The sequence below is a fragment of the Stackebrandtia nassauensis DSM 44728 genome, from assembly GCF_000024545.1.
GTDB lineage: Bacteria > Actinomycetota > Actinomycetes > Mycobacteriales > Micromonosporaceae > Stackebrandtia > Stackebrandtia nassauensis.
This window is the reverse complement of sequence record NC_013947.1, coordinates 1656082-1670133: the sequence shown is the minus strand read 5'-3', so window position 1 is coordinate 1670133 and position 14052 is coordinate 1656082. Positions and strand designations below refer to the sequence as shown.

At 66.7% G+C, this 14052-nt stretch carries 12 protein-coding genes; 2 read left to right on the top strand and 10 right to left on the bottom strand.

Annotation, left to right across the window (positions count from 1 at the left end; genetic code table 11):
* Window positions 1-25 precede the first annotated feature (25 nt).
* The 10 genes from SNAS_RS07835 to SNAS_RS07790 form a co-directional block, all read right to left on the bottom strand.
* A complete protein-coding gene (locus SNAS_RS07835; RefSeq protein WP_013016865.1) occupies window positions 26-598 on the bottom strand; it encodes a hypothetical protein in 573 nt (190 codons plus the stop codon).
* Window positions 595-1884, bottom strand: coding sequence for a DUF58 domain-containing protein (locus tag SNAS_RS07830; RefSeq protein ID WP_013016864.1), 1290 nt, complete (start codon window positions 1882-1884; stop codon window positions 595-597). The genes SNAS_RS07835 and SNAS_RS07830 overlap by 4 nt, the downstream gene beginning before the upstream one ends.
* Entirely contained in the window at window positions 1884-2909 is a 1026-nt protein-coding gene (locus SNAS_RS07825; protein WP_013016863.1) for an AAA family ATPase, read from the bottom strand. Before SNAS_RS07825 ends, SNAS_RS07830 begins: the two co-directional genes overlap by 1 nt.
* A 17-nt stretch (window positions 2910-2926) precedes the next feature.
* Window positions 2927-3439: a hypothetical protein gene (locus SNAS_RS07820; RefSeq protein ID WP_013016862.1), complete on the bottom strand. Its 513-nt coding sequence runs from the start codon at window positions 3437-3439 to the stop codon at window positions 2927-2929.
* Entirely contained in the window at window positions 3436-4140 is a 705-nt protein-coding gene (locus SNAS_RS07815; protein ID WP_013016861.1) for a DUF4129 domain-containing protein, read from the bottom strand. The genes SNAS_RS07820 and SNAS_RS07815 overlap by 4 nt, the downstream gene beginning before the upstream one ends.
* Before the next feature lie 87 nt (window positions 4141-4227).
* Window positions 4228-6771, bottom strand: coding sequence for a CHAT domain-containing protein (locus SNAS_RS07810; protein WP_169313861.1), 2544 nt, complete (start codon window positions 6769-6771; stop codon window positions 4228-4230).
* A 43-nt stretch (window positions 6772-6814) separates the two neighbouring features.
* Window positions 6815-7336 (bottom strand): hypothetical protein, encoded by a 522-nt coding sequence (locus tag SNAS_RS07805; RefSeq protein ID WP_013016859.1) that lies wholly within the window; start codon window positions 7334-7336, stop codon window positions 6815-6817.
* 15 nt (window positions 7337-7351) lie between these two features.
* Window positions 7352-7951 carry an RNA polymerase sigma factor gene (locus SNAS_RS07800; protein ID WP_013016858.1) on the bottom strand — a complete coding sequence of 200 codons (600 nt, stop codon included), beginning with the start codon at window positions 7949-7951 and terminating at the stop codon, window positions 7352-7354.
* Between the two features lie 9 nt (window positions 7952-7960).
* Window positions 7961-9547 carry a S8 family peptidase gene (locus SNAS_RS07795; protein WP_013016857.1) on the bottom strand — a complete coding sequence of 529 codons (1587 nt, stop codon included), beginning with the start codon at window positions 9545-9547 and terminating at the stop codon, window positions 7961-7963.
* A 379-nt stretch (window positions 9548-9926) separates the two neighbouring features.
* Entirely contained in the window at window positions 9927-11519 is a 1593-nt protein-coding gene (locus SNAS_RS07790; RefSeq protein ID WP_013016856.1) for an alkaline phosphatase D family protein, read from the bottom strand.
* 258 nt (window positions 11520-11777) lie between these two features.
* Between SNAS_RS07790 and SNAS_RS07785 the strand changes: the two genes are divergently transcribed.
* Both SNAS_RS07785 and SNAS_RS07780 read left to right on the top strand, forming a co-directional pair.
* A complete protein-coding gene (locus SNAS_RS07785) occupies window positions 11778-12566 on the top strand; it encodes a potassium channel family protein (protein ID WP_013016855.1) in 789 nt (262 codons plus the stop codon).
* A 66-nt stretch (window positions 12567-12632) separates the two neighbouring features.
* A complete protein-coding gene (locus SNAS_RS07780) occupies window positions 12633-14012 on the top strand; it encodes a sulfatase family protein (RefSeq protein WP_013016854.1) in 1380 nt (459 codons plus the stop codon).
* The last annotated feature ends 40 nt before the right edge of the window (window positions 14013-14052 follow it).

Here is a 14052-nt window from a genome sequence, read left to right as displayed (position 1 = left end):
ATTGTCAGGATCGTCTCAGGGTGTCTCAGCGTCTGCTTAGGGAGGCCACCACGGCCACGGGAATGCCAAGCGCTCCAAGGACACCGATCACGACCAGCGCCTGCGGCGGCACCGGCATCGGTTGCCCGGACAGGATGATGGTCATGGCGGCGGCGATCGCGGCGGCCGCCAGCACCACCGCCTGGCGCAGCGCCCAGCCGCGCACCACGGCCGCCTCGACGGCGGCGTCGACGCGGGTCACGGTGGCGAGGGTGGCCGCGGCGTGGTGCACGTAGACGGCCGCGCCGATGCCGAAGGCGAGCACCAGCGACGGGTCGTCGACGGTGAGGTTGCCGACGATCCAGCCGAACACCGCCGCCAGTTCCACCGCCCACACCCAGGCGCCGAACGGCCGGGCCATGGCGACCACGGGCAGCACGACGGCCAGGCTCAGTCCGAGCCGGGGATCCGGCGCCGAGGCCAGGATCGCGGCCACGCCCGAGACCAGGATCGTCGCCCGCAGTGTCAGGCCCAGGGCGGTGACCCGGCGCAGCCAGCCCCGGACCCGGGCCCTGGCCAGGGCGACGCGTTCGCCGAGGACGGTGCGGTATTCGCTCATCGCCGCGTCACCTTGGGGGCGCGGCCGAGCCTGGCGATGTCGCCGAGCATCAGGTCGAGGCTGCCGGGCCCGCGCCACCGCTCCACCGGGACGCCCAGTTCGCGCAGCCGGTCGACGGTGTTGCGGCGTTCCTGGCGCCACAGCCGGGCCGCGATGCCCGACCAGGGGCTGCGGTGCGGCGGCCGCAGCGCGTCGGGCAGTGTGTCCACTGTCACCAGTGTGCGGCCGGAGCGGGTCAGCCGGGCCAGCAGTTCGGTGGACTGTTCGTCGATGAGCGGGGTCAGCATGATCACGACCGAACCGAACGGCAGGTAGCCGCCGGACGCCAGCCGCTCCGCGCCCGCGTACGGCCCCAGGGTCACGCGGGTGTCGGTCAGCCACTCCAGGACGGCGCGGAACTGCCGTCTGCCAGTGCCGGGTCGCAGCCGCCGCAGTCCGGAGCCGAACTCGACGACCGACACCCGGTCGCCCTGTCGGGTGTAGTGCTCGGCGATGGCCGCCGCGGCGCGCACCGTGACGTCCAGAATGCTTGTCTCGCCGGGGTTTCCGGCCTCATGAAGCACGTCGATCACGATCACCACCTCGGCGTCGCGTTCGGACAGTGTCGAGTTGACGTAGGGTTCGCGGCGGCGCAGGCTGACCCGCCAGTCGATGCGGCGCAGCCGGTCGCCGGGCTGGAACGGCCGCACCTCGGCCAGTTCTCCCCCGTCGCCGTGACGGCGGGTGCGGTGGATGCCGGTCATCCCGGCCGCGCGGGGCAGCTCCTGCCGGGAGTCGAACACGTCGGCGGTGGGGTAGACCCGGATTCCCCGGGCCGGGAGCATCAGGTCGGCGGTGCGCAGCAGGCCGTCGCACGCGTAGGACCGCACCAGGGCGGGCCCGATCTCGTGCCTGCCCCAGCGCCGGGCCACGCCCCGCAGCGACACCGTGGCCTCGCCGTTCGCCGCCACGGCGCGGACGTAGAAGCCCACGCCGTGCCGCAGTCGCAGCCAGGCCGGTTCCCGGGTGGCCACGACGCTGACCGTCGGCACCGGGTCGGGGTTGGCCACCCGCACCCAGGCGTTGAACTCGTCGGTCTCGGGCACCCGGTCCTCGGCCACGACGATCTCGGCGCTCGGCGCGACCCGGGGACGCACCCAGATGCTGGCCAGCACCCCCAGGGCCAGCGGTGTCGCCAGGACGACCAGGTCGACCCGGCCCATTCCCACCGCCGCCAGCAACGCGACGGCCACGATCGTCACCGACCGGCGCAGCGCGCCGGTGGGTCGCCACTGCCGGGCGGCCATCAGCGTCCGCCGCGGTAGCGGTCCACCGCTTCGGTGGCGCTGTAGGTCGGCAGCTTCTCCGAGGCCGGTACCGGCGTCGACTCGCAGATCTCGGCGATGATCCGTTCCGGGCTGGCGTGCCGCAGCCACAGTTCCGGACGCAGCGACACCCGGTGCGACAGCGCGGCGGGCGCGACGGTCTTGACGTCCTCGGGGATGACGTAGTCGCGTCCGGCCATGACGGCGCGGGCCCGCCCCAACAGCAGCAGCGCCAGCGAACCGCGCGGCGAGGCACCGACCTGGATGTCGTCGTGGTCGCGGGTGGCCGCGACGATGCGCACTATGTACTGTCCGATGGAGTCCTCCACCGAGACCGTCTCCAGTGCCCGCTGCATCCGCACCAGGGTCGATGCGTCCACGACCGGGTCCAGGAAGGACTCCTCCTGCTGCCTGGCCATGCGTCGCTTGAGGACCGTCCACTCCTCGTCCTCGTTCGGGTACCCGAACGAGACCCGGGCCAGGAACCGGTCCAGCTGCGCCTCCGGCAGCGGATAGGTGCCCTCATACTCGATCGGGTTGGCGGTGGCCAGCACGCAGAACGGCGGTTCGAGTCGGCGCGTCGAACCCTCGACGCTGACCTGCTGTTCCTGCATCGCCTCCAGCAGCGCGGCCTGGGTCTTGGGCGGGGTGCGGTTGATCTCGTCGGCCAGCAGCAGGTTGGTGAACACCGGGCCGGGCCGGAAGTCGAAGTCGCCGCTCTTCTGGTTGTACATGAACGAACCCGTCACGTCGGCGGGCAACAGGTCCGGCGTGAACTGGAGCCGGTTGAACTCCAGCCCGAGACTCTGCGCGAAGCACCGGGCGGTCAGCGTCTTGCCCAGTCCCGGATAGTCCTCGAACAGCACGTGCCCCTTGGCGAGGATGCCCGCCAGCACCAGCTCAAGCGGTTCCCGCTTGCCGACGATGACGGTGTTGACCGCGTCGAGGACGTCGGCGGCGTGCTTGGCGACCTCGGACAGGGACAGGGGCTCGGTTTGCTGCGTCATTCACACGATCCTCACAACTAGATTGCCTCGATCTGGCTGACAATGACATCCATTTCGGACTCAGTCAGCGGAGCCGACACCGGCGCCGTCACCAACCCGAACAGCTGCTCGGGCAACAACGCCCGCGCTCGGTCGGGATCGGCGTGGAAGTCCACCCGATGCGCGAGCCACAACCGCTCGGCCACAACGGGAACGATGCGCTTCCTCACCGTGTTGTTGAACCGCTCGGCGTCGGTGTCACTCCACCCCAACCGGTCCTCCCAGCGAACCGCCGCCGCGAACGGCCTGCGATCGGCGACCTGCGGCTTCACCACTCTGGAGCGAGGCAGGCGATCATCCCCACCGCGCAGCGACGCGGTGACCACGAACGCGGCGAAGATCGCGAAGAACAGCAACCACAGCTGCCAGATCGCCACCGCCACCCCGACCAGCCGGAACACCCCGTAAACGCCCAGCGCCAACGCGACCGGCCCGAAAGCCAGCGCCACCAGCTGCATGGGTGTGGGTTTGAACCGGGTCACCGCGCTCATGCCGACTCCGCCACCGTCGCGGCCGCCAACTGAGCATCCACACGCGACAAAGCCTCGCGGGCGGCTTCGCGTTCCCGGGCGTCGACGTCATGCGGCGCATACCGAGCCCGGTGGTAAGCCGCGACGAGCGCACTCAACGCACCGTCGTCGACCCGGCTGGCCGACAGGACCCGTCCCACCAGATCCGACGGTGTCTCGGACTCCAGCCGGGCCACCCCGACATCGGCGGCGGCACGCTCCAGTCGCAGCCAGCACGCGATGACGGCCTTACGGGGGTCACCACCGGCGTCGATATCGGACAGACCGGCGCGCAACGCGTCCCGCAGCTCCCCGGCGTCGGGTTGGGAGGCGGCCCGGTCCTCGACCCGATCCCAGCCGGAGGGCCGAGTGGTGAGGAAGCGGCGGACGAAGTGGACGACGACGGCGAGGACCACGGCGGCGATGAGCAGGTACATTACGGCGACGAGCACGTCGACGAGCCAGGTCGGCATCTTGGGCAACCACACCCGATCCCCGCCCGGGGACTGCGACATGCCGGTGGGCAGGCTGACGGAGTCGCCGCTTTCGTCGTCGTCGACTTTGAGCCTCGGGATCGGGGCATTGTGGGCGGACCATTCGGCGGAGGAGACCGCCCAGCCGAGCAGGGTCAGGGCGAAGCAGGCGGTGGCGAGAGCCAGCCAGCGCTTGGTGGGGGTGGTCATCGTGCGGCACCCTCCGTGGTTGGCGATCGAGGATCAACGGTAACGCGGGTGTGGTCGGTTGTCGGAACCTTTCGGACGGGGCCGAAATCAGGAGGCGCCATAGCAGACAAAGGGGCTGAAGGGGTGGAGCTGGGAGGCTTCCGCGAGAGCGTGGGCTGGGGGAAGGCCTTCGACGAGGTGAGCGTGGTAGGCGGTCATGATGTCGGCGGCGGCTTCGTGTTCGACCTTGGCGACGCTGGAGACCACGGTGCGGGTGCCCGCGTACAGGAGCGCTGCGGTGAAGCCGAGGGTTTCGTCGCCGACGGAGACTTTGGACTGTCCGACGTCGCAGGCGGAGAGGGTGACGTGGGCGGGCGGGGTACGCAAGCGTGCGATGTCGTAGGCCATGAGTGGACCACCTGACAGATCCAGGCTGGAGAAGAGGACGTTGTCGGGTTCGTGGTGGCCGTGGGCGGCGAGGTGCGCGATGGGGGCACCGTCGAGCTTGGACAGGATCGCTGTGGGGGTGGCTTCAGTGTCGCGCAACAGGATCGGGTCGTAGTAGTGCTCGGAGATCGTGTCGAGTTCGGCCTCAGCGAGTGACAGATCCGGGCCGGATGCCAGCAGCGGCTGGCCGTGATTGTCGGGGCTGTGCTTCAAAGCCGCGAGCCAAACGGCCGCCGAGGGTGAGACTGTGACTGGATGGGAACGCAAGCTCGGCAGCAGGCCCCAGGGCATGTCATACAGCCGCTGGGTGGGGATGATGACAAGTTCCCGGTCGCCCAGCCGTCGCCGGAATGGCGCCAGCAACCGGGAATCGAGGGCTTCGGACTGTCGCGCTATCGAGGAACGAACGGCGGTGGCCATCGGGACCGGGAGACGGCGACCGGTGATGGCGTTCAGGTCAGCCATCAAGCGTCGCAAGCTCTCCTCGATGTCGGTCATGGAGCCGAGGTCGTGCAGTCTGTTGCGACCGCTGACCATGGTGAGAGCGTGCAGCCGACCGTCGTGATGGATGAAGCTGACCAATGCCCGATCGGTCTCGGCGAGCGCTTGGTGTATCTGACGGGGCTTGACTTCCGGAGCACTCTTACCGGGGCCAGTCGTCTGCCAGTCGCGTTGCCGCAGTTCCGCTTCCAGCGCGTCACATTCGGACTTCTCGGTTTCCGCGGAGACGCCTTCTTGCTTGGCCCGGCTTATGAACGCGCGTAGATCTCGCACCTTGGCGAGCATGTCCGCGACCCCGGGATCGTCCGCAGGCCGCACTGAAGGCAAGCGGAACGCCTGGCCCCGCGACCGCTCGGCCCATTCAAACACAGTGGACGAACGTTTCGATTCCAAGGCCAACCCAAGACCCAGTTCGGCCAGTTGGGTACCGATTGAGGAGACTCCGGCCTGGAGCTCCAGACTGCCGAAACTCTCACGATGTCTGTGCAGCCCCGCGAGCCCGGTACGCAGGTGCCTCAGCGCGGTGGGACGGTCACCGATCGCCACGGCAAGTTCAGCGCGAGCCAGGTAGCGGGTCGCGTTGGCGGTCAGCAGTTCATATCCTGACCTACGGGGCCGTTCGCCGACGATCTCAGCCGCACGGTCGAACATCCCGTTCACGGTGAACACACGAGCGGCCAGCAACTCCGCTAGCTCCGCGAAGTGGAATCGGCTTACTGCCCGAAGTCGATGAGCGACCTCGAGCGTTTCAGCGGCGAACGCGAGCGAGGTCCGGCCGCCCAGGTATTCCGCGTGACACAGTGTGAACTCGGCCCAAGCGCCGAACGCCGCTGACTGCTGGGCTTCAGCTCGCTGTCGCGCCCTAGAGGCGAGACTGACCGCGAGTTCCAGGTCCCCCATCTCAACGGCGAGCTTGGCACGCATCACCTCGCTACGCAACAGTTCCACGTCTCGCTGACGCTGTTCAAGTTCTCTAATCGCCGTGTCGAGATACAGAGCGGCATCTCGCCTCAGGCCCGCGTCCCGAAGCGTAGCCGCGCGGGTTAGGGCCAGTTGCGGAATCAAATCCGGGGCTGTCGAGAGGTACAACTGTTCGGCTTGCGAATATGAGGCCAGGGCCGAGGGAATATCACCAAGCCCGTCTTCCGCGATTCCACGTGCGTGAAATGACTTGGCCAACCAATCCTGCAAGTCGTGTTGGGAGGCAAGCGCTTCACATCGCCGTAGATCTTCCCGAGCCTGGCGGTACCGCCCAAGGTCGTTGTTCGCGGAGCCACGGTTCAGAAGCAACCGGGTCAAGTAACCATCCTGACCGTTCCGCACCAGCAACAACTCGGCATCATCAAAGGTGCGCAACGCGTCGATGGTTCTGCCGCAATGACGCAAGATCACACCTCGCTGAAAGACCAGTATCCCCCGGTCTTCCCCCGACACCAACGTGTCGGCTGTGTCTAGCAGCTCAAGCCCATGAGGTCCTCGACCAAGTTCAGCCTCGGCAAGTGCGATACAACCGAGCAACCGAGCTGCCACATGTCGCATGGCATCAGCGGCGGTGAACCTCCGCCCCTCCGCCCAACCCACCAACTCGAGCCCACGACGCAGGATTGCCGCACCATCCGCGGGTCGACCAGCATTGAGTGTGTCAATGCCTTCGCGTTGCAGCCGCCAGGCTTCGGCTATCGTCTCGGACTCGGGGTTGGACACCCGCACATTCTGGTATACGCATACCACCATGCGCCAGGGTGGTTCAGTCCAAAACAACCGACGGCGTGATCACCACGGGTGACGCACCCTTTTCCAGTTGCTCAGGCGTAGGCCGGATGACCATGCGAAAGACCCCCCGGGGCAGCTCGGCGACCACGAACCTGCCGGTGACATCAGCATCGGTACGAAACTGGGTGTCCGGAGTACGAACCTCCACATTATATGGTCCCTCGGGTGTGAGCCACCCGTCCACCCGCACGACATCGTCCCCCGCGGGGGTAACGCTAACCATGACGGTCACCGTCTTGGACTCGAAAATGATCGTGCGAGCCTCCTCGGCCAGCCCCACCGACGCACGCACCCCGGCCAACGCGTCCTGTTCAACCAATCTCGCGACCTCTGCGTCCATGTGCTCCAAGGCGACGGCGAATCTCAGCCGGTCGACCAGCCCCACTGGCATCGGGTCAATCTGGTCGTACATTTCACGTACCGCGGTCAAGTTCGCCATATCCGTCTCATCCATCGGGGCATCAGGGTCAATGACTCCGCCGTCCGGGTTGCTCATATCGAATTACTCCCCTCAATATTTCCACTCTGGATCCGAGTGGAGGCGTTTACGCAGCTCCGCCAGGCAACGGCCTCGCTTGGGTCCGATGGACCCGCGAGGTATCCCCAGCGCGGTGGCGAGCTGGTCGTAGTTCGGCCGATCCATGTAGGCGATGACCTGAATCAAAGCCCGGCAAACATCCGAAAGTTGGCCGATCGACCGCCACAACAAGTTGTAGCGAGGTGCCAGACCCATACGGTCCGCGACATCCTCATCCAGATCGAGCTGGTCGGCGATCAGGCCATCCCACTCCTGATCAACAGCGTTCTCACGCTTCTGACCGCGACCAACCTTCCATGATTCGCGTTTGGCAGTGCTGGCGAGCCAGCCCGGCAACGCGGCGGGTTTCTCAATGGTCGACACCGATTTGATCAGTGCCAGCCAGGTCGTCTGCACCACGTCCTCGGCGAGTTGCCGGTCAAGGCCGCAGGCCCGGGCGACTCGCCACAACATTGGTGACAGTTCGGCTATTACGTCATCGAGGGCGTGTGGTGAGCCCTCCCGGGCCCCGCGCAACGCGTCCGCGTAGCGCTTGGCCTCGGGAGAGTCGGGGTGGTCCGTTGGAACTGTCATGACTCGACGCTATCCGCCTATTGCCTTCAGCGCGGACTGCACGCGAAGCGCCACAGACTGGGCGTCCTGCGCAGCCATGTCCACTGGAGACTCACTGAGCATGGCCGCGGCGAGCTTGGCGGCGATCACCGGACCAGCGAAGGACGTACCGCTCCACAACGCGTAGCCAGACTCGAAGTCGTCGGGGTCCAGACTCTCGCGCTTCCGGCCTTGTCTGAAGTTCTGTTCGGTCTCTTCCGAGCCCTCCACAAGGAACGGGTAGGTGCTGACCATCGCCGCTCCGGTGGCGAAGGCGGACAGCCACGGTCCGTCATTGGAGAACATGGCCACTGTGCCATTCGGGTTGAGGGCACCCACACTGATGGTGGGAGCGGCCTCGCTGGACCGAGGACCAGCGGCGAAGGCAGCCGGGTAGAACGGCCGGGCAGAGGCGAAGTTGCCGGCGGCGGCGACCACCGCGATGCCCAAACCATTGAGCCGCTCGATCAGCGCGCGCAACGCGCTGTGCGCATGTGCCGGAACCTCAGCGGGGATATCTTCGTCCACATAGCCCCAGGACAGCGAGACGATGTCCACCGGCCTGGCGGTTTCGTCACCGGCTCGTGCCCGCTCGGCCTCCTCGGCGAGAGCGGTGAGCGCGGCAAGACATTCATTCTCGTGCGCGATGCCGTCGTTGTGCATGATGCGAATCGAGCGCACCTCAGCGTCGGGGGCGAGCTGCCGGATGATTCCGGCGATGAAGGTGCCGTGACCGTAGTAAGCCGCTACCCGTCCCAGCAGTGAATCGTCGCTGAACCTGTTGTCCCAGGGACCATCAATACTGGGCCCTTCAGCATCACAGTCCGACGAGATCGCTTCCTGAAGTGCGTTGTCGACCGTGACAAAGGTGTCGCGGTCTTCTTGTCGGTCGCTGACCGGCAGCTCCGGGTGGGGAGCGATTCCGGTATCCAGCACCGCGATGACCGGGCGGCGCTTTCCGGGCAGCGCGTGCACCGGGCGGCGCTGCGGCAAGGGCAGCACCAAGTCGACCGGGGTACGCCCGGGATAAGTAAGCTCCGCCAGGCGCTCACCACCATAAGGTCCACCGCTCGGCGACCCATGACCATCGCCCACCGCGGTCCACGCGGCCCCTACCAACAGGTGCTCCAGCCGCAACCGGCTGATGAGCTCCTGGCTGCACTTCCCTCCGTCCACAGCCCCACGCAAAGTCTGCATGACCGTCCACGCGTCCACCTGCGCGGGCGTGACCCGGTCTCCCAGTGTCACCTTCGCACGGTGCATCCGAGCCGAGCGCTCCTTCCCCGCGAGGTGCTCCCGGTCGATCCGCATCCCCTGAACAGCAAGCGCAGCGTCCAGTTCCGAAAGCTGCGCGTCGTTCTCCAGCAGCTTGTGGCACATCATCAGCCGGTTGTAGCGGTAGATGGTGCTCCCCGGAGTGCTCGCCCCCGGTGCCAGTGGTGCGTCTCCCGGACGCAGAACCCGGGCCCGGTGGCGGTCAAGAATGTGGGCGGGCAGGTTGGGAACCCCCGCGGTGCGGTCACGTCGAGGGTTGGGTTCGGGCAGTCGGGGCGTTTCGCCGGTGAAAAAGAACTTCATTGTCCGCTTCCGTGAGCTGGAGGGTTAATGTATTTAACTATTCTTTTATGGTGTTCGGCGTCGGAGGGTAACGCGTCCCGCTTAAGACGTCGCATGGAGAGCGGTGAAGGGATGCGGCGGACACTCCCCACAGTGTCCGCCGCGGCCCCAAACCCCCGATACCGCGGACTGGCAGGTTCCGCGGGTGCGCCTCCCCATGTGGCGCGGATGGCCGGGAAGTCTCTGGCAGGTGAAAACCTCCCGGCCCGGGTGGCGTTGCCTCCTGTCCTTATAGAGGGACTTCGGGACATCCAGATACATCGTTTTTGGGTGACCGTGATCACAGAACTCCCCGCGATCCGGAGATCGCGGGGAGTGGGAGAACGGGAGGTGGGGAGGGTTAGCCGACCAGGTCGTCGGCGTCCTCTTCCAGGCCCTTGGTCGGGTCGTCGGCGTCGAACTTCTCGAGCTTCTTCGACTTGTCGACCTCGCGACGGTAGGTCTCGTGGAGTTTGTGTTCGCCGTCGGCGATCTCGTAGGACTGCCTTGTGTAGATGACGGTTTCGGCGGTGCGGACGTTGGGCGTCACCTTGAACTTGACGTCCATCTTCTCCTCGGTGATGCGGGTGGTCACGTAGCCGCGCTGGCCGTTGTAGAACTTCACGTGCGGGTTGATCTTGAGGAAGGGGTTGTCCTCGGGGATCGAGTCGGCGCCGTTGCCCGCCGAGGAGACCGAGGAGGCGACCAGTTCGACACCGACGTTCTTGGAGTCGGGGTTGTCGTAGTCCTCCTTGAGCTCTGCGGCCCAGGCGGAGTGGACGTCGCCGGTGAGGACGATCGCGTTGCGTACTCCGGCGTCGGTCCAGCCCTGCTGGATGCGGTTGCGAGAGGCCACGTAGCCGTCCCACACGTCCATGGCGCCGGTCTTGAGCGGGCCGCGGTCCGCGTCGCGCTGGCAGAAGAACACCTGGTTGCCCAGGAAGTCCCAACGGGCGCTGGACTTGTGGAAGCCCCGGATCAGCCAGTCCTCCTGCTCCTGGCCGGTGATGGAGCGTTCGGGGTTGTAGGCCTCCCGGCACGCCTTCCAGCCGTCGCCGCAGGCCTGGTCGTCGCGGTACTGGCGGGTGTCGGTCATGTGGAAGTTGGCCAGCCGTCCCCAGGAGAACCTGCGGTACAGCTGCATGTCGATGCCGCGCGGGACCGAGGTGCGGCGCAGCGGCATGTTCTCGTAGTAGGCGCGGAACGCGTTCTCGCGCCGTTCCAGGAAGTCGGGCTGCGGGATCTCGGGCTTCTCGTAGAACTCGTCGGCCCAGTTGTTGTCGACCTCGTGGTCGTCCCACACGACGACCCAGGGAGCGGCGTGGTGTGCCGCCTGCAGGTCGGCGTCCATCTTGTACTGGGCTTGGCGGCGACGGTAGCTGGCCAGCGAGAAGGTCTGTTCTCCAATGTGCTGCCGGACGTTTCCGCCCGCGGCGACGTACTCGTTGGGGCCGTACTCGTAGGTGTAGTCGCCCAGGTGCAGGATCAGCTCCGGGGCTTCCTCGGCCAGGTAGCGGTAGCCGTTGAAGTAGCCGTGCTCGTACATGTTGCACGACACGAACGCCATGGTCAGGGAGTCGACCTTGGCGTTCTTGGTGGGCGTGGTGCGGGTGCGTCCCACAGGGGAGACCCACTTGCCGGTGCGGAAGCGGTAGTAGTACTCGGTGGCCGAGTCCAGTCCGTCCACTTCGATGTGTATCGAGTGACCCCACTTGGGGGTGGCGTTGGCGGCGCCGGAGGCCACGATGTCGGAGAACTTCTCGTCTGTGGACACTTGCCATTTGACCTTGAAGTCACGCGCGGGCATGCCGCCGGTGCCTTCGTCGACGAGGGGGTCGGGAGCCAGCCGGGTCCACAACACGAAACCGTCGGGGGTCGGGTCCCCGGACGCGACGCCGAGCGTGAACGGATCGGTGGGCAGTTCCGCGTGGCTGCGGAAGTCGGTGTACGCCATACCCGGAATGGCTATGAGTGCGCCACCGCTCACTCCTGTGATGACAAGGGAACGTCTAGATAGGGGCATATCGATCTCGCTCTGTGTGAGGGAACCGGGGCTCTTTAGTTGTACCAATTTCGGAGCCGAAAGTGTCCCTCTGACAACTGTCGTGATGACGCCAGAGTGAATCGTCCGCGAACTTTCTCGGACCACTATCCGGTATGTACTGATCTACCTGGCACTTCGCGGGTTGCCGAGTAGTGACACCCTTGTGGCATGTTCACGAAGAATTCGACGGCTCGGGACGAGCGACTGCCACGGGTCAGCGCGTGGGAGCGCGTCAGCGATCTCCCGCTGACGATTCTGGCAATCGTGTTCCTGCTGGCCTACGCGATCCCGATCATCTTCCCGGACATCCCGCGGCGATGGCACACCATCCTGGACTATGTGGATCTCGCCGTCTGGGCACTGTTCACCGTCGACTATGTCCGCAGGCTGGTCATCGCCGAGGAGAAGTGGTACTTCGTGCGGACCCACCTGCTGGACCTGGCGGTGGTGGTGTTGCCGCCGCTGCGTCCACTGCGGCTGGTCAGGTCGGCAGCACTGCTGTTCAGTGTGGTGGATCGCCGGACGCGGGCGCATCCCCGGCGCAAGATGGCCATTCTGGTGGGTACCACGGCGGTGATCCTGCTGTTCCTGTCCGCGCTGGCGGCCCTGGACGCCGAGCGCGGCAACCCCGACGCGCAGATCCAGTCCTTCGGGGACGCACTGTGGTGGGCGATCGTGACGGTGTCGACCGTCGGCTATGGCGACTACTTTCCGGTCACCGTGGAGGGTCGGCTGGTCGCGATGACGCTGATGTTCGGCGGCGTGGGGCTGATCGGGTTCATCACGGCGTCGGTCACCAGCTGGGTGGTGGAGAAACTGTCCAAAGCCGACAAGGTCGCCGACGACACCCATGACAATGTGGATCTGCTGCTGCGGGAGGTGCGCCAGCTGCGCGACGAGGTGGCCGAGCTGCGGGCCGAGGTGGGGCGGCGAATGCCGCCCGCGTCACCCGGGTAGACCGTTCGGCCTGGTCATCACGGGTGGGGTACTTAGACTGGCCCGAATCGATCTTCAGGAGGCACCGTGTCCGCTCGGCCGAACGTCATCGTGGTCTTCACCGACCAGCAGCGCTGGGACACCACGGGGGCGCAGGGAAATCCGCTGGGACTGACGCCGAACTTCGACCGAATGGCCGACACCGGCACCCACGCGCGGCTGGCGGTGACCCCCAATCCGGTGTGCGGCCCGGCGCGGGCGGCGTTGCAGACCGGCCGGTATCCGACGGCCAACGGGTGCTACCGCAACGCGATTCCGCTGCCGGAGTCGGAGCGCACGCTGGCGCACCACTTCGCCGACGCCGGGTACGACACCGGTTACGTGGGCAAATGGCACCTGGCCGACGCCGATCCGGTGCCGGAGTCGCAGCGCGGCGGCTACGGGGAATGGCTGGCGGCCAACACGCTCGAGTTCACCTCCGACGCGTATCGGACCATTGTGTACGGGCAGGACGGCGAGCCGGTGCTGCTGCCGGGATATCGCTCCGACGCGTGTTTCGACGCCGCGATCCGGTTCGTCACCGACCACCACGATCGTCCGTTCTACCTTTTCTTGTCGCTGTTGGAGCCGCACCACCAAAACGAGGTGGACGACTATCCGGCGCCCGACGGGTACGAGCAGCGGTACCAGGGGCGTTGGATGCCACCGGATCTAGCGGCGCTGTCGGCGAACGGCGGCACCGCGCACCGGCACATGGGCGGGTATCTGGGTCAGATCGCCCGTGTCGACGAGGGTCTGGGGCGGTTGCACGACGCGTTGCGCAGTCTGGGGCTGGCCGAGGACACGATCGTCGCGTACACCTCGGATCACGGTTGTCACTTCAAGACCCGCAACTCCGAGTACAAGCGGTCGGCGCACGACGCCTCGATCCGGGTGCCGCTGGCGATCTCGGGGCCGGGTTTTACCGGCGGGAGCCGCATCGACCGGCCGGTCAGCACTGTGGACCTGCCGCCGACGCTGCTGGACGCCGCCGGGATCGCGGTGCCGGAGGCGATGCAGGGGACGTCGTTCCTGCCGCTGGTGCGCGATCCGGGGGCCGAGTTCCCCGACGAGGCGTTCATCCAGGTCAGCGAGGCCCAGTGCGGGCGCGCGATCCGGACGAAGCGGTGGCTGTACTACGTGTCGGATCCCGACGCGGATGGCTGGGACGACGCGGCCAGTTCCCGTTACGTCGAGACCGAGTTGTACGACCTGGAGCACGATCCGCACCAGTTGAACAACCTGGCCGGGTATCCGTCGCACCGTGGGGTGTGTGATGAGCTGCGGTCGCGGTTGTTGGCGCGGCTGGCAGCCGCCGGTGAGGATGCGGCCGAGATCGTGGCGGCTCCCGAGCCAGTCGGGGCGCCGGTGCGGCACGTGGATCCGGTGGCGCGTTCGCTGTCGGTGCCGCCGATTCGGTTCAGCTGAGGCGAATCGCCGCGACAGTCGCGCGACCGGGTCGCCTTCG